Here is a 25025-nt window from a genome sequence, read left to right as displayed (position 1 = left end):
AAAGGATCGGAAAAAATCTATAGATTTTTTCCGATCCTTTTTAGAATAAATTAACTGCAGCCGGGTACTATTTAGGTTCCAGGATGCTGATCGGGATAATACACTCCTCCAGTGAAATTCCCCCGTGCTGATACGTTTCTTTATAATAATTCACAAAGTGATTGTAATTCTTCGGATAAGCCAGGAATGTACTGTTCTTTGCAAAAATATACTTTGAGCTTAAATTGCCTTTCGGCAAGAACAGCTTTTCAGGATTGGTGATCGCCCAGACATCGCTGGAATCATAGGTAAGGCTCTTACCCGTTTTATAACGGATATTGGTTGATGTTTCACGGTCTCCCACAACTTTGCTCGGTTTCTTCACATACACCGTTCCGTGATCTGTGGTAATCACCAGCTTGAAGCCGCTTTCAGCAGCAAGTTTAATGATTTTGATCAGTGATGAATTTTCAAACCAGTTCAGGGTCAGTGACCTGAACGTCTTGTCATCACGGATCAGCTGGTCTACGATATGGTTATCCGTTTTCGCGTGGGAAAGGATATCAATAAAATTGTAAACAATTACCAACAGGTCGTTGTTCTTATGCTGGTTGAAATCATCGTAAATCTTCCTTTCAAAATCCGCATTCAGCACTTTAAGGTACTTCATGGATTTGGATCCCAGGCCGATTCTCTTCATCTGGTCTTCAAGGAAATCACGTTCATATTCGTTCTTGTTTCCTTCCTCGTTGTCATTAAACCACTTATTGGGAAAACGTTTTTCAATCTCAGACGGCATCAATCCGGCAAAAAAGGAATTTCTTGCATACTGGGTAGCCGTAGGAAGAATACTGTAATAATAGTCTTCCGAAATCTTGTTGTAATATTTCGTGAACAGTGGTTCAATCATTTTCCATTGGTCATAACGGAGATTGTCCACCATTAAAAGCAGGACTTTTTCTTTTTCTACCTCAGACTTGATTTTTTCCTTAAAAAGCGTGTGGCTCATCATCGGCTTATCAGAATCATGGAGCCAGTCTTCATAATTGTTCTCGATAAACTTGGCAAACTGGATATTCGCTTCCTCTTTCTGCGACTGCAGCAGGTCTGCAAATTCATTGTCCGCTACCTTGTCGAATTTAATTTCCCAGTTAACGATCTTTTTATAATATTCAGCCCATTCCTGGTACGTCCTCAGATAAGACAGCTCCATGGAAAGGTTCCGGAATTCCTGCTGGTACTGCAGGATTGTTTTCTGTTCTACCAGGTTATCTTCCTGAAGGTTTTTCTTTAATGATAAAAGAATCTGGTTCGGATTTACCGGTTTCAGGATGTAATCGGCAATCTGGGATCCGATGGCTTCTTCCATAATATGCTCCTCTTCACTTTTTGTCACCATGACGATTTTCAGGGAACTGTCTTTATCCTTGATCATCGGGATGGCTTCAAGGCCTGAAATTCCGGGCATGTTTTCATCAATCAGCGTTAAGGCGAATTTTTCAGAATCCATGAGTTCCAGTGCTTCGTTCACGTTGTTCACAGGAGTTACGTGATAGCCCTTTTTTTCTAAGAATACGATATGAGGTTTGAGTAAATCTATTTCATCATCTATCCATAATATCTTTTCCGACATAATTTATTTTTTACATGATTATTGTATCAAATTGCTGACCAACTTCCTTTAAAACTTCCCAAAAACAGAGGCCTAATAGTTAAATCTTAGTTAATAGGAGACCAATGCATATCTTCATATCGGATGCTGTTTTTTTCAGGGCCGGTTTCACAGGCTTTATGTTTGCAGTTCATTCATCTTAACGAAGGCCATAGGGAATTAAATATGCTGCAAAAGGTGCCCTGCTGAGGACCAAAGATAATTTAAAAACATTAATTCACACATAATTAAGTTAAAATTTAAAATCCTTAAATTTGTTTGCAAATACTGACTTTTCCAATGCAGAATAAGCTAAAAATCATCAATGATCCGGTTCACGGTTTTATCAGGATTCCCCATGAAATTTTATTTGACATTATTGAGCATCCTTATTTCCAGAGGCTGAGGAGGATAGGGCAGACCGGATTGCTGAACCTGATTTTTCCCGGTGCCATGCATACTAGGTTCCACCACGCGCTGGGCGCTATGCATTTGATGTTTACCGCTTTGGAAACCCTGAAGCAGAAGGGGATAAAGATTTCCGAAGATGAAGAAAAAGGGGCGATGCTGGCCATTTTGATGCACGACATCGGCCATGGACCGTTTTCCCATGCACTGGAATGCATGCTGATGGATGACTGGCACCATGAAAACCTCTCACTTTTACTGATGAACCGCTTAAATGATGAGTTTAACGGCGAATTATCCTGTGCTATTGAAATGTTCCAGGGGAAATACCACCGGAAATTCTTTAACCAGCTGATCTCTTCCCAGCTTGATGTTGACCGGCTGGATTATCTGAAGCGCGACAGTTTTTTTACAGGTGTATCAGAGGGAAGCATCAATACCCAGCGGATTATTTCCATGATGAACGTCTGTGAAGAAGGAGAACTGGTGATCGATGCAAAAGGGGTATATTCCATTGAAAATTTCCTTACCGCCAGAATGTTCATGTATTGGCAGGTCTATTATCATAAAACATCGGCTCTTGCGGAGTTTCTTCTGGTCAAAATTTTAGAAAGAGCAAAATACCTCGTTTCTCAGGGAATGAACCTGCCGGCAACCGAAAACCTCACTTATTTTTTATACAGAGGAAAAAGTGCGGCCACGGACGAAGATGTTGAAAGATTTACGAAGCTTGATGACAATGATATTATCCAGGCCATGAAAGGCTGGCAGAATGCAGATGACGTCATCCTTTCTTACTGGTGCAGGTGTGTTATCCGGAGAAAACTTCCGAAGACCATTATTTCATCCCATCCTTTTGATCCTGAATTTGTTGCGGCAAAAATAGCGTATGCAAATGATCTCCTGGGAATCGGTAACGGAAACGAACTGGTACACGAGATTGAAAGAAAGCTCCTCCCGTACGACACCCAGAAACAGCCAATCTACCTGTTGCAGAAAAACGGTGAAAAGATCAGGCTTGAAGAATCCGAGGACCGGCTCCTGTCCGGCTTGATGGTCAACAAGACAACAAGATACATCCTTACTTTCCCAAGAGAAGAATAACCGGTATTTCTTAAAGATTAATAAAATTCAAAATCCGAAAACTAAATAATGTTTGTGAATTACAGAATTTCTTATCTTTGCAGAATATGGAATTTACAGCTTCGCAAATTGCAAGTTTTATTGACGGAAAAATAATAGGTGACGGAAATGCGCTTATTACAGGAGTTTCACCTATTGAAAGCGGGGAAACAGGACATCTTTCTTTTATAGCCCAGGACCGGTTTATACAGTATCTGGACAGCTCAAGATGTTCCGTTATCATTGTTTCAGAGAACCTTTTAACCAAAGACCATTACAATCCCACGGTAATTGCGGTAAAAGACGCCTATCTTTCTTTTCAGGTCCTGATGAATCTCTATCAGGAAATGCAGGGCAAAAAAGAAGGTGTTGAAGCCGGCTCTTCTATACACGAGACTGCGGTCATCGGTGATAAGGTATACATCGGGGCATTTACCTATGTTTCGGAAAAAGCAAAAATAGGCGAAGGTTCCCAGATTTATCCGCAGGTATACATCGGCAAAGGGGTAAAGATCGGTAAAAACTGCAAAATCGACAGCGGTGCGAGAATTTATGATTATTGTATCATTGGCGATCACTGCGTTATTCATGCCAATACCGTTATCGGCGGAGACGGGTTCGGTTTCCAGCCTACTCCGGAAGGATTCAAAAAGATTCCTCAGCTGGGCAACGTAATTATTGAGGACCATGTTGAAATCGGTTCCAACTGCAGTATAGACAGGGCAACCATAGGCTCTACCGTTATCGGCGAAGGAACCAAAATTGATAACCTGATCCAGATTGCACACAATGTAAAAATCGGTAAAAACAATGTTATTGCGGCCCAGGCCGGCATTGCGGGATCAACCACCATCGGCGACTGGAACCAGATCGGCGGCCAGGTGGGGATTGTAGGCCATATCAAAATCGGGAACCAGGTGAAAATCCAGGCCCAGAGCGGCGTGAATTCCAGCGTTAATGATAAGGATACACTGTATGGTTCACCGGCAATCAGTTATAACGACTATCTTCGAAACTACGTCCATTTCAGAAATTTCACTGAAATTGTTAACAGAATAAATAATCTTGAGAATAACTCAAAAGATAAAACTAATGAGTGATATGCAAAAAACACTTCAGCAGGAAGTGACACTTTCCGGAATCGGACTTCATACTGGTAGAGAAGTAAAGCTGACCATAAAACCCGCCAAAGAAAATACAGGCTTTGTATTCGTAAGAACAGACCTTGAGGGGCATCCCCAGGTTGAAGCTGATGTCAACTATGTTACCGCTACAGAGAGAGGGACCACATTAGAGAAATTAGGCGTCAGGATTACCACCTGCGAACATCTTTTGGCTGCACTGGTAGGTTGCGATATCGACAATGCCGTTTTGGAAATGGATGCTTCCGAGCCTCCGATCTTGGACGGGTCTTCAAAATATTTCGTGGAAGCCATCGAAAGCGTGGGCGTGGCAGAACAGAATATTGCCAGGGAATACCTGGTGATCAAGGAAGTTCTTACCTACAGCGATCCTGCTACAGGATCCGAAATTACAATTATCCCTTCTGATACATACGAAGTAACTACCATGGTAGATTTCGGGACCAAAGTTTTGGGAACCCAGAATGCTACCCTTAAACATATTTCCGAGTTTAAAGACGAAATTTCCTCTGCAAGAACCTTCAGTTTCCTACACGAACTGGAAATGCTGTTGGACCACGGACTGATCAAAGGCGGAGATATTTCCAATGCAATTGTCTATGTGGATAAAGATCTGACGCCGGAAACTACGGAAAAGCTTAAAAAAGCATTCGGGAAAGACGAGGTGTCCATCAGGCCGAACGGAATTCTTGATAACCTGAATTTAAATTACCCCAATGAAGCGGCAAGGCATAAACTGCTGGATGTCATTGGTGATCTAGCCTTGGCAGGAGTAAAAATAAAAGGCAAAGTCATTGCCAATAAACCGGGCCATTACGTAAATACCCAGTTTGCAAAAAAACTGAACCGCCAGTGGAAAATTCAAAAAAAGAAAAACGTCCCTGATTTTGATTTAACAAAAGAGCCGGTTTTCGATATCAACGGAATTATGAAGCTGATGCCTCATAGGCCGCCGTTTCTGCTGATTGATAAAATCCTTGAGCTTTCAGACTCCCACGTGGTAGGCCTTAAGAACGTAACAATGAATGAACCTTTCTTCGTTGGGCATTTTCCGAAAGAACCGGTCATGCCGGGCGTTCTGCAGGTGGAAGCACTGGCCCAGACAGGAGGGATTCTCGTGTTGGCAAGCGTTCCGGATCCTGAAAACTACTCTACCTATTTTATTAAGATTGATAAAGTGAAGTTCAAGAGGAAAGTGGTTCCCGGAGATACCCTTATTTTCAAAATTGAACTGATCGAGCCTATCAGAAGAGGGATCGTACATATGCAGGGGTATGGGTATGTGGGAGACAGCATAGCAGTGGAAGCAGAGCTCATGGCTCAAGTTGCAAAAAATAAAGTTGATTAAATGATTCATCAATTAGCAGCCGTTGATAAACGTGCGAAAATCAGCAAAAATGTAATCGTAGAACCTTTTACAACTATTGCAGGGGATGTGGAAATCGGAGAAGGCACATGGATCGGTCCCAATGTTACCATTATGGATGGGGCAAGAATCGGCAGGAACTGCAGGATTTTTCCCGGGACCGTTATTTCAGCAATTCCCCAGGACCTGAAATTCGACGGCGAGGATACCCAGGTAATCATAGACGATGAAACTACCATACGCGAGTGTGTAACCGTAAACCGTGGAACGAAAGCGCTGGGCTTTACAAAAATCGGGAAAAACTGCCTGATCATGGCAACAACCCATATTGCCCATGACTGTATTATCGGTGACCATGTCATCATCGTTAATGGTTGCGGTATTGCAGGACACGTGGAAATAGGCGATTATACCGTGATGGGAGGCCTGTCGGCTGTTCACCAGTTCGGTAAAATCGGTAAGCATGTGATGATTTCCGGCGGTACACTGGTGAGAAAAGATATCCCGCCTTACGTAAAAGTAGCGAGGGAACCGATGTCTTATGCAGGGATCAACTCGGTAGGCCTTAGGAGAAGAGGGTTTACCAATGAGAAAATCTTTGAAATCCAGAAAATCTACAGGGCTATTTTCCAGATGAAAATGAACGTTTCCCAGGCTATTTCGCACATTGAAAAAGAAATGCTTCCGACGGCTGAAAGAGATGAAATCCTTCAGTTTATCCAGAACTCACCGCGTGGAATCGTAAAAGGGTACGGAACGGGAAAAGACAATAATTAATCCGGATAAAAACAGGTTTATTTCTTTTTTGTTCTGATGATATCCGGTTTCTGTTTTCGCAGGATCAGCAATTAAAGGATGTTGGATCTTATTATGGTTTTCAGGCTGTAAAAAAGGAAATTTATCAGAACCTGATGTGTCCGATGATACTGAAAGTCTTGGTAAACAATAAAAATAATAAATAAATACATATACAATAGTAATGGCAACAAGTAACGATATAAGAAAAGGTCTGTGCATAGAATTCAGCAATGACATTTTTAAAGTAATCGAGTTTCTTCATGTAAAACCGGGAAAAGGCCCTGCTTTCGTAAGGACAAAACTAAAATCAGTAACCAATGGGAAAGTTCTTGACAATACTTTTTCTGCAGGTCACAAAATTGATGAGGTAAAAGTGATCACAAGAAAGTTCCAGTATCTTTATGATGATGAGAACGGATTCCACTTTATGAATAATGATGATTTTTCCCAGCTTTACCTTAATAAGGAGATGATTGAAAATGCCCAGTTGATGAAGGCAGGTGAAGAAGTAACGATCATTATGAAAGAAGCTGATGAAACGCCTCTTTCTGCAGAACTTCCGCAGTCCGTTTATCTTGATGTGATTGAAGCTGATCCGGGTGTAAAAGGAAATACCGCCACCAACGCTCTTAAAAATGCTGTTGTTGAAACAGGAGCGAGAGTAATGGTCCCTTTGTTTATTGAGCCGGGAGACAGGATCAAGGTAAGTACCGAAGACGGCTCTTACTTGGAAAGAGTGAAAGAATAAATTACATATAAAATTTATACCGATTCGGTTTGCACACGCATTCCGAATTTTATTTTATAGTCAGCCTGAAAAGTATGGCTGATGAAAATTGGGGGTAGCCCAATATATATTAAAAAAATTCAATTGTTATGAAATTTCATGCGCCTCAAAAACTGAAAACCATTGCTGATCTTATCGGTGCAAAATTCGTTGGACCCGAAAACTTCGAAGTATTGGGAACCAATGAAATTCATAGGGTAAAACCCGGCGACATCGTTTTTGTAAACCATCCGAAGTATTATGATAAAGCTTTATATTCTGCAGCAACGATTATCCTGATCGATAAGGAAGTGGATTGCCCGGAAGGTAAAGCACTGTTGATTTCTGATGATCCTTTCAGGGATTTCAACAGGATCAATACGCACTTTACCAGAATATATAACTTTACAGAGGAGCTCCATGACGTAGAAATCGGGGAAGGAACAAAAATTCATCCTTCTGCTGTACTCGGGAACAATATAACCATCGGGAAAAACACCCTTATTTTCCCCAACGTGGTAATTGGTGACAGAACAGTGATCGGCGATAATGTGATCATTCAGTCCAATACCGTTTTAGGAGGCGATGCCTTTTATTACAGAAAATTAAACGGGAATTTTGACCGCCTTATTTCCGTAGGGAATGTTGTCATTGAAGATAATGTTGAAATCGGGAACGGCTGCACCATCGACAGGGGCGTAACGGATTCTACGATAATCGGTGAAGGTTCCGTGCTGGATAACCAGATCCAGATCGGCCATGATACCGTTGTCGGCAAAAAATGCCTGATTGCTTCCCAGGTGGGCGTTGCAGGATGCTGCGTAATCGGTAATGAAGTTACCTTATGGGGACAGGTCGGTATAGCTTCGGGCAATACAATTGCAGACGGAACCGTGCTTTTGGGCAAAACCGGAGTCAACAGGAATCTTGAAAAAGGCACATATATCGGAATGTTTGCAGAAGATTTTAAAACCTACCTGAAAAAGGAAGTTAAACTCAGAAACCTAGAATAATCCATATTCACCACAGTTTGAAAGGGGATTTTCTGATATTTGATATTGAATAAATTCATACATTTGGTTTAACACAAATGAATGAATTATGTCCAGAAAAGGCATTTCAAAAATATCAGGAAATCCTTCTCCGAAAGTAGGAGAAAAAACAATATACACTATTGCAGAATGGTATCCTGCAACACCCGAAGAAAAACGTAATCCTGCACTTGTTACTTGGGAACTGTTTAAAAGACGTTCCAACGGGCAATTTACGACAACAAATCTGAAGAAAAAAGGGGACGGAAGCTTTACGTTCGGGGAAGTATCACAAAAGCACACCTATCGTCTGGAGGCGTATCTTTATAAGCCGGAAGGAAAAGGCGCAATGACCATTGATATTAATCCACAGCCTAATGAGGTTCCTAAAATCGGTAAGCTAGATCTTCATTATTCAGACAATACGAAAGGCAACGTATTCAGTTTTACGGAAAAGCTTGTGGCGAAAGCGCACTGTGTCAATATGCGTGGGATGAAGCTGAATTTTATGCTTTGGGAAGATGATGCAAAAGGGAAAGGCCATGCTTCCGGAAATCTTCTGATTGATTCTAAACAGGCATATGTCGAAAGAAACGGACTCGCAACAGCAGAATTTATGCTCACCAAAGCATTAATGAAAAAAGCGATGGAAGGTGAAGCAGATATAAAACAGCTTGAATTTTATGTCACCGTAGAATATTACAAACATAAAAAGCATGCTACAGACAATGTGGAGGTGAAAAATCCTTTTCCTCCTTTAAAACATGAAATCCCGGCAAAACCTACCAATATTCCGAAAGCTAAGGGTTCTCCGGCAGCTTCTAAATTCCCGTCGGAAAAAGAAGAAAGAGGCATTGGTGATATGATAGCGGATAAAGCAAAAGAACTCTGGGATTGGTGGGAAACATCGGGTACGATAAAAAAAGATCAGCCTGTTAGAAAGCCGGACCCGGGCGGGAGAAGTGTGACGATAGTGAAAAATCAAACCTCTGATCAACAGGAAAAAGAAAAATGTTTCTGCAATAGAGATTTTGAAGAGAAAGATGTCAGGCAATTTGTAAAGCTTTTAAAAGGAAGCGAAACCATCTGGGAAGGGCAGGCTTTAAAAGGAGGCAAAAGAGCAACTTGTCATATTAATGATAAATCTTTCGCTGCACTTACGAAAGGGATTAATTCTGCATTCAGAAAATATAATATAAATACCTGTGCACAAAAAATGCATTTTCTTGCCCAAGCTTGTGAGGAAACTGGAACTTTTACACTGTCAGAGGAAACAAAAAGCGATTTTTTATCAAGTCAAAGCATATACAAAGGTCGTGGTCTTTTACAACTCACTGGTGTCAAGAAAAAAGGAGAGAAATTTTATGATAATCCAGGTCCTTACAAAAACTATGCGGATTACAAACGTAATCAGGATATTGTTAAAAATCCATCAATCATAGCTGATAATGTTGATTATTGCATAGACAGTGGCGCATGGATATGGAGTGTGAATAAAAAAATGCCTGAAGCTCCATCTCCTGCTGTTGATAAATGGGGAGCAGAAACTTCTGGAAAATCGTTAAATGAATTGGCTATTTATGTTGATAAATATTTAGAATTAATTTCAGTATTGTTAAATGGTAGAAATAAGGCAAAGGGGAATATGCCCAATGGTTGGGCTGCAAGAAAAAGCAACTATGAATTACTGAAAACGGGATTCTTTATATATCAAAGATATCATAAAGATAATAATACATCTATTAGTACTAAAAATATTGTTACTTATCACATTTATTCAGGAGGAAAAATTGAAAAGCACATCCCAAAAAAGATTAAAGAAGAATACAGGAAAAAATATAAATATGTTTATCATAAAAATGGAAAAGAACATGAATTAGGGAGCTTTCATTTTAAAAAAACTAAAGAAATGAATAAAGGTAATATTGTAGGAAATGATTATATTGAATTAATTGATATTAGAGAATTTGATGGATATGAATCATCTGAAGTGAAAATAAAATTTTTGACTTTAAATACTGATAGTAAAAGATATTACATAAACCCGGATTGTTATGCCGGATTATTAGGGGCAATGGCAGATATGAATATAAATTACTTAGGATTTAATGGATTTAGTAATTTTGAGGCCAAATCAACAGGGGGAAGCAGTTCTCATAGGAACGGCGAAAAAGGGGATTTGAGATATTTATCAAAAAATAAAAAAGGAGAAGCTACTATTTTACAAGATGCTCATTTTGATATTTCAACTCAAAATAAATTTAATAATGCTCTTTACAATTTTGGTTGGGGGAAACTGGAAAAAATGTATTCAGAATATTTTAATAATAGCGGAAATAAGAATTATTTGCTGAATCACACCAAGCATATGAGAAAAGATGGAAAAAAGGGTTACAGACATTATCATCATTTACATCTAACAGGCTTTGATCATTCAATAGTAAGGATAATTAAAGAATAATGAAAAAATTAATAATCAGTCTCGTTTTTATTTTATTATCATGTAATTATGATAATAAAAATAACGTAATGAAATCAACTATACCTATATCCAGAAATAACATTGAAGATGAAAAAATTGATGAAGATACAAAGAAAGTACTGGAGCCTTTCTGTTTGAAAATTGATACACTTCCTAAAAGCAATTACTATGAGACAAATTTAGATACGTTTTTGTTTCGTCACAATATCGCAAAAACTAATGATTTAAATTTGAATGGTAAGTTTCATAAGAAGACAGAAGATTTTGTTTCAGATAAACAAGCGAACTTTATGCATTACCCCTTTAATGGAAATGCATTTGCTGTTAAAAAATTAAAGGTTAGTAATACAGTTAATGCTGTATTTTATGCATACTTATTTAATTCAGAAATTATTCAACCAAGAATAGAAATTCAGACTTTTAATAATAGGCAAATAAATATAGATAATCTCATAATTGCTTCAAAATTTAGTAGTGAGTGTAGTGGATTTAGAGATTTTTGTATTGATAAACATAAAATTATTACATTAAATAACTATTATTACTGTGATGGTATTGAATATAAAAATATATATAAATATAAAATAGATGATAATGGCAAATTTGTATTGACATATTAGTTAAAGATGTTGATATAAATAATTTTCTTTAAAATATTCCCTAATTTCCTTAAAAATTTCCCATTGAAGCTATAGTTAGTTCAATAGATGGAATTACAGTAACTCTATCAAACGAATCTGAATTTTTCTTTTCAGATTAATAAAATAAAACTGGATCTTCCCTGTGTCTAATTGAACGGCAGCCATAGAATAAAATCCTTCAGGACAGGCAATCATATTTTCTTTGTAATAATCACATGGATAAACCTGTATGAGGTGGCTTTTTTTATTTTGCTTCTCAAAAAATAAAAGTTTAAACAAGTTTATACTTTATCTTATCTTTTTATCTTTTCAACTTTAAAATCAAAGAAAAATAAGTAAATTTGTGAGCATTAATAAAAAGTAATAAATAAATTAAAATTATAATAAAATGTCAATTTTAGTAAACAAAGATTCTAAAGTAATTGTACAAGGATTTACAGGGAACGAAGGTACTTTCCACGCAGGCCAGATGATCGAATACGGAACCAACGTGGTTGGTGGTGTTACTCCGGGAAAAGGAGGAAGCGAGCACTTGGGCAAACCTGTGTTCAATACCGTTGCTGATGCTGTAACAAAAGCCGGAGCCAACGTAAGTATCATTTTCGTACCGCCTGCATTTGCGGCAGATGCGATTATGGAAGCTGCAGAAGCGGGGATTAAAGTAATCGTATGTATTACTGAAGGGATTCCGGTAGCAGACATGGTAAAAGTAAAATCTTATATTGCAGACAGAGACTGCAGGCTGATCGGCCCGAACTGTCCCGGAATCATTACTTCTGAAGAAGCTAAAATTGGGATTATGCCAGGTTTCGTTTTCAAAAAAGGAAAAGTAGGAATCGTTTCAAAATCAGGAACCCTTACCTATGAAGCTGCTGACCAGGTAGTAAAAGCCGGTTTCGGTGTTTCTACGGCAATCGGTATCGGCGGAGACCCGATCATCGGGACCACAACAAAAGAAGCGCTGGAATTATTCATCAATGATCCTGAAACGGAAGCCGTGGTCATGATCGGAGAAATCGGTGGCGGCCTTGAAGCTGAAGCGGCAAGATGGTACAAAGCCAGCGGTTCTACAAAACCGGTAGTCGGTTTCATTGCAGGGCAGACCGCTCCGAAAGGAAGAACAATGGGGCACGCAGGTGCTATCGTTGGCGGTGACGAAGATACAGCGCAGGCTAAAATGGAGATCATGAGGGAAAACGGAATCAACGTGGTGGATTCTCCTGCTGATATCGGTGCTACCGTAGCAAAAGTTTTAGGATAATATAAACATAAATAGCATGAAAAAATTTTTATTGGCCTCTGCTTTGGCCGTGTCTGCCATTTCTTTCGCACAGATTGATTTCAGCAGTACCAGATTCGGTATCAAAGCGGGAGGCAACTATTCCAGGGTGAAGAATGCCCACAATCCCTCAGGCCCGAGATACACATTCCAGGGAGGTGTGCTTGCACTGATTCCTATAGGCAAAGAAAACCAGTTTTTCTTACAGCCTGAAGTAATGTATTACGGAGCCGGTGAAACAGGCAAAGATAAAGATGCGAAAACGGCAGACGGATACAATGCAGTGTACGCAAACGACTATCTCAGCGTTCCTGTTTTCTTCAAGGGGTATTTTTCAGAAAGTGAGTCTGAATTCTTTGCCATGGCAGGTCCGAGGTTTAATTTCCTGATCAGTCAGAAAACAAAGAATGCTCCTTCATCAAGGCCTTATTATGATCCTGATGTAACCAATCCGGCTTATCCGGGCGTGAGCGGTAAAGCCAGTTCATTCAACTTTGGAATAGGATTAGGGATAGGATACAGTTACAAAAGACAGCTGGAACTGGGGATCAATTATAATTTCGGACTTTCCGACACCTATCCTGATCTCAGGGAATCCTGGACAAAATCAGAGGCTACTGAAAAAAGCAAATCTGAACAGGTACTCAGCGTAACTTTAAGCTATATCTTCAATTAAAGATTGATTCATTTCAAGACATAAAAGAAATCCCGGAATTATAAGTTCCGGGATTTTTGTTGATCTGTTGATTTAAATTTTTATCCTCTGATCCATTTCCAGATTTCTTTCAGCGTAGCTTTATTTCCATACATCAGAATCCCCACACGGTAGATTTTTCCGGCCACGAAAATCATGAAAACCGTGGTTCCCAGTAACAGGCCGATCGAAAGGGCAATCTGCCACGCAGGGACTCCGAACGGGATTCTCGCAATCATCGCTACAGGAGAAGTAAACGGAATAATCGACAGCCAGAAGCCCAGCGGCCCGTCCGGGTTATTCATTAAAGAAAAGCTTCCGTACATGCCCAGCATTAGGGGCAGGATGGCAAATAAAGTAAACTGCTGCGTCTCGGTTTCGTTGTCTACCGCAGAACCAATGGCGGCATAAATTGAGCTGTAAAAGATATATCCCAGAAGAAAAAATACGATGAATACAAAAATAATCAGGGGGAAATTCAGTTCCAGTAAGCTGTGGGAAACCTGGGCGGCAATCTGGGCTACATCAAGCTTATCCGCCAGTTCTTCATTCCCGCCGGGAATATTTTTCTGGATCGATGAAAAACCGGTATTCAGTACCAGGGCGCCGATGACGGACATGGTGATCCAGACCAGGAACTGGGTCAGTGCAACCAGGGTTACCCCTAAGATTTTACCCATCATCAGTTCAAAAGGCTTTACGGAAGAAATGATGATTTCCACCACACGGTTATTCTTTTCTTCCAGAACGCTCCGCATGACCCTGACCCCATAAATAATAATAAACATAAATGTTACATACATGAGCAGGATGCTTAAGCCGCTTTTTACGCCGAAGCCAAGATCAGAATCCTCCTTGTTATTTTCAGAAACGTTGATCGTTTTTAAAGTGAAATCCTTATCAAGATCATTCAGCTGTCTTTCGGCAAGGCCCAGCTGCTTGATCTTCTCTTTCTTAATGGCATCATTAATGTCAGCAATAATTTTCTTTTTGGTATCAAACCCTATTTTACTGTTGACGATGAGTCTGGCATTTTGCTGCAGGTCAGTGAAATTACGGTCCTTCAGTTCCGGCAGAATCAGGATCCCGTCCAGGGATTCATTGCCTTTTAAATGACTGATCTTGGATTTTTCATCAGCTGCAGAAACAAAAACATAGTTCAGCCGGTCATCGGATTTAAGCTGGTTTTTAAACAGTCCGCTCTTATCCACTACCTCGATAATGCTGTGGGATTCATTAGCTTTGAACATCAGTCCAACCACTGCTCCGAAAGCAATCAGCATAACAGGAGCCAGAAGCGTCAGTATAACAAAGGATTTTTTCTTTACCTGCGTAAGAAATTCCCTTTTTGTAATTAAAAAAATATGATTCATAATGAAGAGTTGTTGCTTACCGCATTAATAAATACCTCGTTCATACTCGGGATTTTTTCATCAAAAGACCGTACTTTCCCTACCCGGATAAGATCTGAAATAATGTGATTCTGATTGGTGCTGGTGTTGTTTTTAACATCGAATGAAACCAGGTTGTTAGCCGTTGACAGGTTAAAAAGCTCATATTTGTTTTTAAAATCAGCGAAATTATTTTCATCAATTTCCGAAAGGGTAATCCCGAAAATATTTTTTTTGAATTTCTCCCGTACATCGAAAACCCTGCCGTCAATTATTTTTTTTGAATTGTCGATCAGCGCAACATAATCGCACATTTCCTCCACACTTTCCATGCGGTGCGTTGAAAGAATAATGGTAGTGCCGTTATTTTTAAGTTCAATAATCTGGTCTTTGATCAGATTGGCATTAACAGGGTCGAAACCTGAAAAGGGTTCATCAAGAATCAGGAGATGGGGCCTGTGGAGAACCGTAACCACAAACTGGATTTTCTGGGCCATCCCTTTTGAGAGCTCAGACAGCTTTTTCTTCCACCACTGATCGATGTGAAGCTTGTCAAACCACTTTTTGGCCTCTGTCAGGGCATCGTTTTTACTCATGCCTTTCAGTTCACCGAAATAAAGAAGCTGGTCGCCCACCGTCATGTTTTTATACAGGCCTCTTTCTTCCGGCATATAGCCAATGTCTTTGATGTGGTTGGGGTTAAGCTTTTGCCCGTTGATGGTAATCTCACCGGAATCTGCCTGGGTAATCTGGTTGATGATGCGGATAAAAGAAGTCTTCCCGGCTCCGTTAGGACCCAAAAGGCCGTACACGCTTGCTTTCGGCACATGGATACTGAAATCATCCAGAGCTATTTTTTTACCTGCGTTATAGGTCTTTGTGATATGTTCGGCTTTTAGCATTGAGATTGTTTTTTCTTATTAGTAAGATAAAGTGCCGAAAGTTACGGAAATATTAAAACAGAACTGAGCCAAAAGAAAAAATCCTGATGATTATCAGGATTTGATGTGTATTATTGTTTTACAATCTGAGTGACCTTTATCGTGTTGTCGCTCAAAATATACCGGATCAGGTATTTTCCGGGTTTAAGTTTTTCGATATTGATTTCTCCGGAATTCATGTTTACGGAGTAATTAGCTACCTGTGTTCCCAGAATAGAGTAGAAGGTGACACTCTTAACTTTCAGGTTAGGTTCTTTGGCTTTTATAATAAGAAAATCCCTGGCAGGATTAGGATAAGCAACCAATACCCCGTCATCAGACTTATGAGAAAACGAACTGGGCTCTTTGATCTGTGCCTTCATATTGCTGGAAAATCCAACAAAAGTGCCTAAAAATATAAATAAAAGTAAAAGTTTTTTCATCAAATTAAAATTTCGTAACTATATTATAACAAAACTAAACAATTCTGCAATTGCTCGCAATAGTTTATTACAGAACTTATAGTAAATTTGTATTAAATTTTATTCAAAAAGTATTCCAAACAATGATACATTCAAGAAACAGAAGGCTGAGGGTTAACGAATCCGTCAGGAGCCTGGTGAGAGAATGCACCCTTACCACAAGCGATTTCGTTATGCCTGTATTCGTCATGGAAGGCGAAAACAAAGAAGAACCCATCCCGTCAATGCCCGGGATTTTCAGGAGGAGCTTAGATCTTACCATTAAAGAATGCAAAGAGCTGTTTTCCTTAGGTGTAAAAGCGGTTAACCTGTACATGAAAGTGTCTGAAGACCTTAAAGACAATACCGGAAAAGAAGCATGGAACAGGAACGGGCTGATGCAGAATACGATCCGGGCTATTAAAGATGCCGTTCCGGAAATGATCGTAATGCCGGATGTTGCTTTAGACCCGTATTCAATCTACGGGCACGACGGAATTATTGAGAACGGCAAAATTGTGAACGATGCCACCAATGATGCCTTGGCCAGAATGTCAGTATCCCATGCAGAAGCCGGTGCCGATATTGTAGCGCCCAGCGATATGATGGACGGCAGGGTGCAGACAATCCGTGAAGCACTGGAAGACAGTGGATTTACCGATGTCGGGATTTTAAGTTACGCCGCAAAATACGCCAGCTCTTTTTACGGTCCGTTCAGAAGCGCTCTGGACAGCGCACCGAAGGATGACATGGAAATCCCGAAAGATAAAAAAACCTATCAGATGGATTTTCATAACTCACGCGAAGCACTTAATGAAGTGTTTAAAGACATTGAAGAAGGCGCTGATATTATCATGATCAAACCGGGGCTCCCGTATCTGGACATTGTTTCCAAAGTCCGTGAGGCAATCGACCTACCGATCGCAGTATATAATGTAAGCGGGGAATACGCCATGGTAAAAGCAGCAGCGCAGAACGGCTGGCTGGATAATGACAAAACGATTATTGAAAGCCTGACCTGCTTCAAGAGAGCCGGTGCAGATATGATCTTTACTTACTTTGCCAAAGAAGCGGCTATTCTTTTAAACAGATAATTAATTAAAAATAAAAACAAATAACACCTCAGCCTGAGGTGTTATTTGTTTTTAGCGCCTATCCGAAACATGCATTATAATGGGGAGACCCAGGTACGATAGGATTCTGGCCGCCCTTGTCATAGACGCAGATACCAGACGGGCACAGGTACCATCCCGGCTGGCAGTTCCCGTTGGCATCCGGCGGACGGATATTTCCGCCGCCGATCTTCATCAGATCTTTTTTGGTTAATTTTTTCATGATAAACAAGTGTTTGGTTAACAGTGTCTAAGGTAATGAAAATTTATCACGTGATATAAATATATTAATGATGTTTTAAATTACATGATGTTAAAATCCTTTCCCTTTGTAAATTTTGCCGCAAAAGGTGCCTGATTTCCTTTGTATTTCAGAACAAAATGTTTTTTGGTGTCGGTATCCACTTTAGCCGTTACGTCGACATCTTCGGTCTGAAAGCTTACGTCAATCCCCGCTCCGGATTCCTTCTCGAGATAGATTTCAACACTGTCTGCATAAAATAAGGAGGCACTCAGATAATTGAACTTGATGTTTTTCCTGTAGGATCTGGACTGGTCCTGGGTGAATCCGGAATAGCTTCTCAGGATTTCAATACCCGGCGAATCGATATTGGTAATCCTGGATTTGGTAACCCCGTTTACCCGTACCGAAAAAGCTTTGGCACTGTTGATATTCCCGTTCACTCCGATATTGAACAGCGAAGGCAGTGAAAGCCCGAATTCCGTCATGTTTTCCTTTGTGAATTCAAAATCAGGAATTAAGGCAGGAAACTTCCGGATATTGATTAACTGTTCTTTTACCGTATTCAGCTGTGCTCCCGAAAATAGATAGCCGATCAGGTTATTGTTGGTAGTGCGCCAGTTCCTGCCGTTCCACTCATAAATTTCACACAGCATGGTGTCTGTGGAAGAATGCGGAAGCAGATCCATGTCCTGCCATTTAAACACTTCCTTGGCACAAGGCCTGCGGTTGATAATATCGATGCCCAGGTCCAGCGCCAGAAGTTCCGTAAGTTGTTGATTGTTTTCCATAGTAATATGATGTTTTGATTGGTATTATAAAATTATGGAAATTAAATACTTTTTGTGAGTGTATAATTAAATTTTACTGAACAATGATTTTTTTAGTCAGAGTTGTCGCATCCTTAAGGTAAAAAGTTACAAAACACAGAGTGGCGGCAGAAGGCAGGTCCAGACTTTTCTCGTTAGCATTAATCTCCTTTTCTAAAATTAATTGCTGATTCGCATTAAATACTTTTACCGAGCTGATCTTATTTTCCAGATCATCGAAATATATTCTTCCTTTGGTAGGGTTGGGATAAACGGTTACAGATTTCTTATCAGCAAAAACATCTTTTGTATTCAGAAAAGCGTCATATCCGAATGTTTTTACATACCCGGTCCTTATATTGTTAGGATTGTTGGCATAGTATCCTGCTGTTACCACTTTATTAGATGTTTTTGAAATGTCGTTGATGGTCATGTAGTCAAGGTATTCCGCATTTAAAGTTGCGCCAAGCTTGGTAAAGGTCTGATTGGTAAGATCAAATTTATAAACTGTTAGACTTCCGGAAACATTTTGATTCAGATTATTGGTGTTGTTTGAAATGGCCACCAGGTTATTGTCGGAGATGCTTACGGTAGTTCCCATAAACTGGCTTGCCATACCAGTAATCTGTCCTTTCTTCGTCCAGCTTCCATTAACAAGCGAATAGAATGTTACTGCTCCGTTTTTTGTAGTCATATTATTGTAAGACGTGTTTCCGACAGCAAGTATGTCAGCAGTAGAATTGATAGAAAAAGATTTTCCGAATTGCAGGGAACCATTGTTAGCCTCAAGGATTTCACCACCGTATTGTGTCCATTGTCCGTTTGAATATTGATAGGAATACAGGGATCCTCTTATCGGTGCGCTGATGAAAATCTTATTTCCGTCCGGAGAAAGCCTTGTAGTATGCCCGAAATAATTACCGTTACCGATATTTAAAGACATTTCCTGAATCAAGCCGATTTCTGTCCAGACATTATTGATCTTTCTTAAAATAAAAACTCTGCCGTTTGCACTGTTTGAAGTACCGCCGATATTTACGCTGGAATGGGTAATTGTATTTCCGTCATCCGAAACTCCTGTATATGAGCCGAAAGTAAGATTGCTGCTTCCGTAATTTATAAGATTCCACGTCATATTCCATGCACTGTTCTGAAGTTCATATACACAGATATTCTGGCTGGCAGTTCCTATATTATAATCTGTTGTCGCAATTACCGTTTTCCCGTTTTCAGATATATTTACATTTGTTCCCAGATAAGAATTTGCAGGACCGTAGATATTTCCTGTCAATACCCATGCGCCGTTGATCCAGTCATAAATTTTTATATTGCCCGAATGATTTCCCAGTTCGTTATTGGACGGGATGCCTACTGCTATACGGTCTCCATTATTTGCCATGCCTATGCTTTTTCCGAAATTTTCAAAAGCGGCAGTTCCGTATAAAACATTGCCTTCGGAAGTTTGTGATGTTAATGACAAAGAAGTTAAAAATAAAAACAGAAAGTAAATATGCCTCATTGTAATTTTTTTGCAAAACTAATCATTATAAATAGATTAAACTTAATCAACTTGTTAAGAAATTTTTATCTTTGCTGTTATGATTTTACGCGGAGAAAACTTAATCAAAGAATACGGTCCCAAAAAAGTAGTAAAGGGTGTGTCTGTGCAGGTTCAGCAGGGCGAAATAGTAGGTTTGCTCGGCCCGAACGGAGCAGGGAAAACCACTTCATTTTATATGATTGTAGGATTGGTTAAGCCGACTTCCGGAAAAATTTTCCTGGATAAGCAGGAAATTACTACCGATGCCATGTACCGCAGGGCACAGAAAGGAATCGGATACCTGGCGCAGGAAGCTTCCGTATTCCGTAAACTCTCGGTGGAAGAAAATATCATGGGAGTCCTGCAGCTGACCAGGCTTTCAAAACGGGAGCAACAAATGAAATGTGATGAGCTGGTAGAAGAATTCTCTTTGCAGCATGTCCGCAAAAACCGTGGTGACCTTTTGTCGGGAGGAGAAAGGAGGAGAACGGAAATTGCGCGGTGCCTGGCTACGGATCCGAGTTTTATTCTTCTGGATGAGCCTTTTGCCGGGGTAGACCCGATTGCCGTGGAAGATATCCAGAAAATCGTAAGAAGCCTGGTGGATAAAAATATAGGGATTTTAATTACCGACCATAATGTTCAGCAGACCCTGGCTATTACCAATAAAACCTATATCATGTTCGAAGGGAAGATCCTGAAAGAAGGCCTTCCGGAAGAACTGGCGAATGACCCTCAGGTAAGGGAAGCCTATCTGGGCGAGAACTTTGTATACCAGAGTATCCTGGACAAGCCGAAAAAGAAAAGCTATGGCTATAACATCTGGGCCGGGAACTTTGATTCCAAAGCCCGGTTTCAGGATTTTGTGGATGAAAATTTTACGCAGTTCGATGACCTGAGACTGATCTACGGGTTTGAGGACATCAGTTTTGCCTCGCTCGGAAAATCTGAAATCCAGCATATTTTCAATGAGGTGGTTGATAAAAACGCCAATAATTCTTTTGTATTGCAGAAAAAGGAAATCAATTCCCAATATTCAAAAGAGCAGGCGGAAGCAGAATCAAAAGCAGCCGGTACACCTGAGCTTCACTACCTTACCACCTATATTTACGAAGGATAATTAACAGGCAGATTTGCTTTAAAACAGAATAAAACGTACCTTTTCTCCAGTAAACGGTGCGTGTTTCCGTTAAACCCATTCTTATGGCAAAGCCTTTCAACAGAACACTTACTTTATTCGGGATTTATAAACAGCTTATTCCGTTTATCCGGCCGTACAGGTTAATGATTTACGGGACGCTGTTCCTTACGTTTTTAGGGGCGCTTGCTGCGCAGGTTAACCCGCTGGTGCTGAAATATACCGTTGATGAGGTAACCAGCCTGACCCATCTTCCGCACCCGATGTCTGAAGGCATCCATGTGTTGGTGCTGATTTCCGTCATTTTACTCGGAAAAGAACTGTTGAATATCTTTATTAATTTCGGACAGAAATTTTACGGCGAAAAAATCAGGATCAATGTAAGCTCCGTATTGGCACAGTCGGCCATTGATAAGATTCTTACCTACAGAGTGGCGTATTTTAATGATGAAAACCATGAATCCGGAAAGCTCCAGATCAGGATCGACCGCGGCATAGAAAGCCTGACAAGGCTGGTGCAGAATTTTTTCATCGATATGCTGCCCCTGTTTTCCAATTCAATCATTGCACTGGTGATCATGTATATGCAGAATGTGTATGTGGGTATGGTTTCTACCATCATTGTTCCCATTTATTTTTACATCAGCTCTTTGCAGGCGAAAAAGCTGGGCGGCGTGCGGAGAACATTAAGGAACCAGCGGGAGCAGAAAACCTCTGGATTATTGAACCTGATCAATTCCATTATGGTGATCAAAAGTTTTGTCCGCGAAAAGTTTGAAGGAAAAAAGCAGTACGACCTGCAGATGCAGCTGATGGGAAGCCAGATGTTTACCCGCCGGACCAATTTTATTTATGACGGACTGAAAACTTTTATCGAGCAGTTCGGCGTGGTGCTGATTATCCTTCTCACGGTTTACCTGGTCCTGGATCAGCAGATGACCATCGGGGCCATCATGCTGCACCTCATGCTCTTCAACAATGTCTCGGCGCCGATTCGCCAGCTGCACCGGATTTATGACGATATGAATGATGCAATGATCTATGCCGAAGGATATTTCGATATTCTGAATGCCGATAACGAAGAAGAGCCCAACGGAACTTTTACAGAAAAAAATATCAAGGGGAACTTTGAACTTAAAAATGTCAGTTTTACCTATCCTAACGGGACCCACGCTTTGCATGAGGTCTCTATGAAAATCGAGAACGGGAAGACTACGGCTTTGGTAGGCCTTAGCGGAGCCGGAAAATCTACCGTCATCAATCTGTTGTGTAAATTTTATCTTCCGGATTCAGGAGAGATTTTGCTGGATGATCAGGATTTAAATAATTTTGATAATACCTTCCTGAGGAGTGATCTGGGCCTGGTGCTTCAGAAAAACCATATTTTTCAGGGAAGCATTGAAGATAACATCCGTTACGGCAATATGAATGCCGATTTCAGGGAAATTGAGGAGGCTGCAAAAAAAGCCTATCTCCATGAGCAGATCCTGGAACTTCCGGACCAATACCGGCACGATGCAACCCAGCTTTCCGGCGGACAACAGCAGCGGATTGCCATTGCCCGGCTGTTCCTGAAAAATCCACCGGTTATTTTCCTGGATGAGCCTACGGCAAGCCTCGACGCCATTTCCACGGAACAGATTAAAAATTCCCTGGATGCCATAAAAGAAGGCCGTACGGTAATTATGATCTCCCATTCCTTATCGCAGATTTTAGATGCCGACAACATTTATGTAATGAAAAAAGGAAGAGTTGTGGAAAACGGCACCCATGATGAACTGGTACAGCTCAACGGAACCTACCGTGAAATTTTTGATGCTTCCGCAAGGAGCCTGAACCTTGATAAGCTGGTGAATAGTTTTAAAGACAATTGATATTAAAGTATAAAGTATATTGGCTTTACACTTCAAATTTCTGTTTCGCTCCATGAATGATCACTACCTCAAAAAACTCGACCGGGTAACCGCTATCCTCACTCAGCTGCAGTCCAGGCCGGTTGTACGCGCACAGGATCTTGCCCAAAAGTTTGAAGTGAGCATAAGAACAATTTACCGCGACATTAAAACCCTGGAAAATGCCGGCATCCCTATTGTCGGAGAGGCGGGAAGCGGATACTCTCTAATGGAAGGGTATAAACTTCCGCCCGTTATGTTTACCAAAGAAGAAGTTCTGAGCTTCATTACGGCAGAAAAGCTCATGCAGAAATTTCTGCACGAAAGCCTGGGCAGCCATTACCGGTCTGCTATGGAGAAAGTTCGTTCCGTATTGAAATTTTCAGACCGGAATCTGATCGGAAATATTGAAAAACAGATTGATATCTACAATTACCAGCCGAAAACCGAGGACCCTATTAAAAATGTGATTCCGATTATTCTGGAAAGTATCGCCGAAAAAAGGCAGTTGCTCATGGAGTATAAAACCGCTGATCATAAAGTGTCTGTAAGGACTGTTGAAGCGGTCGGCGTTTTTTTCGAATTTAATTTCTGGTATATCATGGCATTCTGTACCTTAAGGAATGATTTTCGGCAGTTTAGGATTGACAGGATATTGCAGATTTCCATAACCGGATATCCGTTTCTGCAGGAATATGGGCAGATCAATGACTACCGGAAAGCCCCGAACGGAAATAAAACCAGGGTCAGGCTTCTGGTAGAGAAAAAAATCATCGCACACATCATCAATTCCAAAAAATATTACGGCCTTACCGAAGAGATAGAAAGAGGGGATAACACGGAACTTATTTTCGAAACCGACTGGATCGATGAGGGTTTTCCGCGCTGGTTGATTACCTTTGCAGATTATGCGGAGATCCTGGAACCTGAATCTCTTAAAGAAAGCCTTAAAAAATTAATGGCAGACATTTCAAAAAAAATCTAAAATATTATTATTCAAATTCATTATGAAATTTTTACTGTTACGTTGTTTATTATTATGTACCGTCGTTTATTCAACAGCTGCTTCTGCATGTTCCGCTTTTCTGTTGAAAGGGAAAAACCACTGTGTCGTCGGCTTCAATGAAAACTGGAAAACGATGCCGGGGATGATTGTGGTCAATAAGCGCGATGTTGAGAAAAGAAACATCAGCTGGGAAAACCTGACGACCGACAACTCAAAGTACGCCAAGCAGTGGAGTTCAAAATACGGTTCCGTAACCTTCAATCTGCTGGGCTATGACTTCCCGTGTTACGGAGTAAATGAAAAAGGGCTTTTCCTGGTGGAACTTTACCTTGAAGAGACTTCAAAAGTAAAAAACCCTTCACAGCCGGATATGTTCTGGGCACAGTGGATCCAGTATCAGCTGGATAATTACAAATCGGTAAAAGAAGTTGTGGATCACCTGAATCAAGGCCCGAATATCGACTGGTGGCCGAATGCCGCCGGAAGCCATTTCTTCCTGAGCGATGCAGCCGGTAATGCGGCAACCATTGCATTGCTGGACGGAAAGTATAAAGTGCTGACCGATAAAGATATGCCGATGCCTCTTTTATGCAACAACCAGTATAAGAAAGATCTGGCCGGCGCTCAGAAATTTGATTTTTTAGGCGGTCAGGAAAAATTTAATTTTGCGGATCAGGGGAAATGGGAAGACCGTTACAACCGGGCCTATTATATGCTGAATAACTACAAATACGACCAGAAGCCGGTGGCCTATGCCTGGAATATTCTGAACTCAATCCATGCCGGAGAATGGCAGACGGTGATTGACCTTAAGCATATGAACCTCTCGTTCCGGTCCGATCTTAAAAAAGAAGTGAAAACAATCGACATGAAAAAGCTGGATTTCTCTAAAAATGCTACTGTGAAATTCTTAGACATCCATACCGAAAGCATGGGAGAAGTGAATAAAGATTTCAATGTTCTTACATTAAGCAAAAACAATGAATATGTAGAAAAAGGGTTTCCTATAGGTTATGATAACAAAGAGTTCGGGACTTCAGATATGTTTACCAAGCTCAAAGGGAATATCATTAAATTCTTTAAAAATATTCTTCCGGAATAAATAAACCGGAAAAAAGCTTTCAGATTGTTTCTGAAAGCTTTTTTTTAGCGATCC

21 protein-coding genes and 1 pseudogene are annotated in these 25025 nt (G+C 40.4%); 15 read left to right on the top strand and 7 right to left on the bottom strand.

Annotated elements, in window-relative coordinates; translation table 11 throughout:
- Positions 1 to 67: 67 nt before the first annotated feature.
- Positions 68 to 1612, bottom strand: a complete 1545-nt coding sequence (locus SD427_RS14670) for a bifunctional response regulator/alkaline phosphatase family protein (RefSeq protein ID WP_320558546.1) — start codon at positions 1610 to 1612, stop codon at positions 68 to 70.
- Between the two features lie 318 nt (positions 1613 to 1930).
- Here SD427_RS14670 and SD427_RS14665 point away from each other — a divergent pair, with 318 nt between their 5' ends.
- The 10 genes from SD427_RS14665 to SD427_RS14620 all read left to right on the top strand — a co-directional run bounded on the left by SD427_RS14665 (position 1931) and on the right by SD427_RS14620 (position 13341).
- Positions 1931 to 3142 carry an HD domain-containing protein gene (locus tag SD427_RS14665; protein ID WP_320558545.1) on the top strand — a complete coding sequence of 404 codons (1212 nt, stop codon included), beginning with the start codon at positions 1931 to 1933 and terminating at the stop codon, positions 3140 to 3142.
- 86 nt (positions 3143 to 3228) lie between these two features.
- Complete coding sequence (gene lpxD / locus SD427_RS14660; protein WP_320558544.1) at positions 3229 to 4260, top strand: UDP-3-O-(3-hydroxymyristoyl)glucosamine N-acyltransferase; 1032 nt, start codon at positions 3229 to 3231, stop codon at positions 4258 to 4260.
- Positions 4253 to 5650, top strand: a complete 1398-nt coding sequence (locus SD427_RS14655) for a bifunctional UDP-3-O-[3-hydroxymyristoyl] N-acetylglucosamine deacetylase/3-hydroxyacyl-ACP dehydratase (RefSeq protein WP_320558543.1) — start codon at positions 4253 to 4255, stop codon at positions 5648 to 5650. Before lpxD ends, SD427_RS14655 begins: the two co-directional genes overlap by 8 nt.
- Positions 5651 to 6445: an acyl-ACP--UDP-N-acetylglucosamine O-acyltransferase gene (gene lpxA / locus SD427_RS14650; RefSeq protein ID WP_320558542.1), complete on the top strand. Its 795-nt coding sequence runs from the start codon at positions 5651 to 5653 to the stop codon at positions 6443 to 6445.
- A 202-nt stretch (positions 6446 to 6647) separates the two neighbouring features.
- The gene (efp, locus tag SD427_RS14645; protein ID WP_320558541.1) at positions 6648 to 7214 is read left to right on the top strand and encodes an elongation factor P; all 567 of its coding nucleotides are present in this window, start codon (positions 6648 to 6650) and stop codon (positions 7212 to 7214) included.
- 128 nt (positions 7215 to 7342) lie between these two features.
- A complete protein-coding gene (locus SD427_RS14640; protein WP_320558540.1) occupies positions 7343 to 8245 on the top strand; it encodes an LpxD N-terminal domain-containing protein in 903 nt (300 codons plus the stop codon).
- An 88-nt stretch (positions 8246 to 8333) separates the two neighbouring features.
- A complete protein-coding gene (locus SD427_RS14635; RefSeq protein ID WP_320558539.1) occupies positions 8334 to 10724 on the top strand; it encodes a hypothetical protein in 2391 nt (796 codons plus the stop codon).
- A gap of 68 nt (positions 10725 to 10792) precedes the next feature.
- The gene (locus tag SD427_RS14630) at positions 10793 to 11365 is read left to right on the top strand and encodes a hypothetical protein (protein WP_320558538.1); all 573 of its coding nucleotides are present in this window, start codon (positions 10793 to 10795) and stop codon (positions 11363 to 11365) included.
- Between the two features lie 409 nt (positions 11366 to 11774).
- A complete protein-coding gene (gene sucD / locus SD427_RS14625) occupies positions 11775 to 12647 on the top strand; it encodes a succinate--CoA ligase subunit alpha (RefSeq protein WP_320558537.1) in 873 nt (290 codons plus the stop codon).
- A gap of 16 nt (positions 12648 to 12663) precedes the next feature.
- Positions 12664 to 13341: a porin family protein gene (locus SD427_RS14620; RefSeq protein ID WP_320558536.1), complete on the top strand. Its 678-nt coding sequence runs from the start codon at positions 12664 to 12666 to the stop codon at positions 13339 to 13341.
- An 80-nt stretch (positions 13342 to 13421) separates the two neighbouring features.
- Here SD427_RS14620 and SD427_RS14615 read toward each other — a convergent pair whose 3' ends face one another.
- The 3 genes from SD427_RS14615 to SD427_RS14605 form a co-directional block, all read right to left on the bottom strand.
- Entirely contained in the window at positions 13422 to 14732 is a 1311-nt protein-coding gene (locus SD427_RS14615) for an ABC transporter permease (protein WP_320558535.1), read from the bottom strand.
- Complete coding sequence (locus SD427_RS14610) at positions 14729 to 15652, bottom strand: ATP-binding cassette domain-containing protein (RefSeq protein ID WP_320558534.1); 924 nt, start codon at positions 15650 to 15652, stop codon at positions 14729 to 14731. The genes SD427_RS14615 and SD427_RS14610 overlap by 4 nt, the downstream gene beginning before the upstream one ends.
- A gap of 110 nt (positions 15653 to 15762) precedes the next feature.
- Positions 15763 to 16113 carry a T9SS type A sorting domain-containing protein gene (locus SD427_RS14605; protein WP_320558533.1) on the bottom strand — a complete coding sequence of 117 codons (351 nt, stop codon included), beginning with the start codon at positions 16111 to 16113 and terminating at the stop codon, positions 15763 to 15765.
- A gap of 122 nt (positions 16114 to 16235) precedes the next feature.
- Between SD427_RS14605 and hemB the strand changes: the two genes are divergently transcribed.
- Complete coding sequence (hemB, locus tag SD427_RS14600; RefSeq protein ID WP_320558532.1) at positions 16236 to 17225, top strand: porphobilinogen synthase; 990 nt, start codon at positions 16236 to 16238, stop codon at positions 17223 to 17225.
- Positions 17226 to 17283: 58 nt separating this feature from the next.
- Here hemB and SD427_RS14595 read toward each other — a convergent pair whose 3' ends face one another.
- From SD427_RS14595 to SD427_RS14585, 3 genes are all read right to left on the bottom strand, one after another.
- The gene (locus SD427_RS14595) at positions 17284 to 17466 is read right to left on the bottom strand and encodes a hypothetical protein (RefSeq protein ID WP_320558531.1); all 183 of its coding nucleotides are present in this window, start codon (positions 17464 to 17466) and stop codon (positions 17284 to 17286) included.
- A gap of 80 nt (positions 17467 to 17546) precedes the next feature.
- Positions 17547 to 18275, bottom strand: a complete 729-nt coding sequence (locus SD427_RS14590; protein ID WP_320558530.1) for a hypothetical protein — start codon at positions 18273 to 18275, stop codon at positions 17547 to 17549.
- 73 nt (positions 18276 to 18348) lie between these two features.
- Positions 18349 to 19812, bottom strand: a complete 1464-nt coding sequence (locus SD427_RS14585) for a hypothetical protein (RefSeq protein ID WP_320558529.1) — start codon at positions 19810 to 19812, stop codon at positions 18349 to 18351.
- Positions 19813 to 19891: 79 nt separating this feature from the next.
- Here SD427_RS14585 and lptB point away from each other — a divergent pair.
- From lptB to SD427_RS14565, 4 genes and pseudogenes are all read left to right on the top strand, one after another.
- Positions 19892 to 20617, top strand: a pseudogene (gene lptB, locus SD427_RS14580) (LPS export ABC transporter ATP-binding protein); the annotation flags it as partial.
- A 500-nt stretch (positions 20618 to 21117) separates the two neighbouring features.
- Positions 21118 to 22845 carry an ABC transporter ATP-binding protein gene (locus SD427_RS14575; RefSeq protein ID WP_320561047.1) on the top strand — a complete coding sequence of 576 codons (1728 nt, stop codon included), beginning with the start codon at positions 21118 to 21120 and terminating at the stop codon, positions 22843 to 22845.
- Between the two features lie 52 nt (positions 22846 to 22897).
- Entirely contained in the window at positions 22898 to 23848 is a 951-nt protein-coding gene (locus SD427_RS14570) for a YafY family protein (protein WP_320558528.1), read from the top strand.
- Between the two features lie 22 nt (positions 23849 to 23870).
- Positions 23871 to 24971, top strand: coding sequence for a linear amide C-N hydrolase (locus tag SD427_RS14565; protein WP_320558527.1), 1101 nt, complete (start codon positions 23871 to 23873; stop codon positions 24969 to 24971).
- Positions 24972 to 25025: the final 54 nt, after the last annotated feature.

This window comes from Chryseobacterium sp. JJR-5R (assembly GCF_034047335.1).
Taxonomy (GTDB): Bacteria; Bacteroidota; Bacteroidia; order Flavobacteriales; family Weeksellaceae; genus Chryseobacterium.
Note: the sequence above shows the minus strand (reverse complement) of the source record. Positions and strands in the feature narration are given on the sequence as shown.

Bases quoted from the DNA above. Each gene is read 5' to 3' on its own strand.
- SD427_RS14670 (WP_320558546.1), bottom strand. From the start codon at position 1,612: ATGTCGGAAAAGATATTATGGATAGATGATGAAATAGATTTACTCAAA.
- SD427_RS14665 (WP_320558545.1), top strand. From the start codon at position 1,931: ATGCAGAATAAGCTAAAAATCATCAATGATCCGGTTCACGGTTTTATC.
- lpxD (WP_320558544.1), top strand. From the start codon at position 3,229: ATGGAATTTACAGCTTCGCAAATTGCAAGTTTTATTGACGGAAAAATA.
- SD427_RS14655 (WP_320558543.1), top strand. From the start codon at position 4,253: ATGAGTGATATGCAAAAAACACTTCAGCAGGAAGTGACACTTTCCGGA.
- lpxA (WP_320558542.1), top strand. From the start codon at position 5,651: ATGATTCATCAATTAGCAGCCGTTGATAAACGTGCGAAAATCAGCAAA.
- efp (WP_320558541.1), top strand. From the start codon at position 6,648: ATGGCAACAAGTAACGATATAAGAAAAGGTCTGTGCATAGAATTCAGC.
- SD427_RS14640 (WP_320558540.1), top strand. From the start codon at position 7,343: ATGAAATTTCATGCGCCTCAAAAACTGAAAACCATTGCTGATCTTATC.
- SD427_RS14635 (WP_320558539.1), top strand. From the start codon at position 8,334: ATGTCCAGAAAAGGCATTTCAAAAATATCAGGAAATCCTTCTCCGAAA.
- SD427_RS14630 (WP_320558538.1), top strand. From the start codon at position 10,793: ATGAAATCAACTATACCTATATCCAGAAATAACATTGAAGATGAAAAA.
- sucD (WP_320558537.1), top strand. From the start codon at position 11,775: ATGTCAATTTTAGTAAACAAAGATTCTAAAGTAATTGTACAAGGATTT.
- SD427_RS14620 (WP_320558536.1), top strand. From the start codon at position 12,664: ATGAAAAAATTTTTATTGGCCTCTGCTTTGGCCGTGTCTGCCATTTCT.
- SD427_RS14615 (WP_320558535.1), bottom strand. From the start codon at position 14,732: ATGAATCATATTTTTTTAATTACAAAAAGGGAATTTCTTACGCAGGTA.
- SD427_RS14610 (WP_320558534.1), bottom strand. From the start codon at position 15,652: ATGCTAAAAGCCGAACATATCACAAAGACCTATAACGCAGGTAAAAAA.
- SD427_RS14605 (WP_320558533.1), bottom strand. From the start codon at position 16,113: ATGAAAAAACTTTTACTTTTATTTATATTTTTAGGCACTTTTGTTGGA.
- hemB (WP_320558532.1), top strand. From the start codon at position 16,236: ATGATACATTCAAGAAACAGAAGGCTGAGGGTTAACGAATCCGTCAGG.
- SD427_RS14595 (WP_320558531.1), bottom strand. From the start codon at position 17,466: ATGAAAAAATTAACCAAAAAAGATCTGATGAAGATCGGCGGCGGAAAT.
- SD427_RS14590 (WP_320558530.1), bottom strand. From the start codon at position 18,275: ATGGAAAACAATCAACAACTTACGGAACTTCTGGCGCTGGACCTGGGC.
- SD427_RS14585 (WP_320558529.1), bottom strand. From the start codon at position 19,812: ATGAGGCATATTTACTTTCTGTTTTTATTTTTAACTTCTTTGTCATTA.
- SD427_RS14575 (WP_320561047.1), top strand. From the start codon at position 21,118: ATGATTTACGGGACGCTGTTCCTTACGTTTTTAGGGGCGCTTGCTGCG.
- SD427_RS14570 (WP_320558528.1), top strand. From the start codon at position 22,898: ATGAATGATCACTACCTCAAAAAACTCGACCGGGTAACCGCTATCCTC.
- SD427_RS14565 (WP_320558527.1), top strand. From the start codon at position 23,871: ATGAAATTTTTACTGTTACGTTGTTTATTATTATGTACCGTCGTTTAT.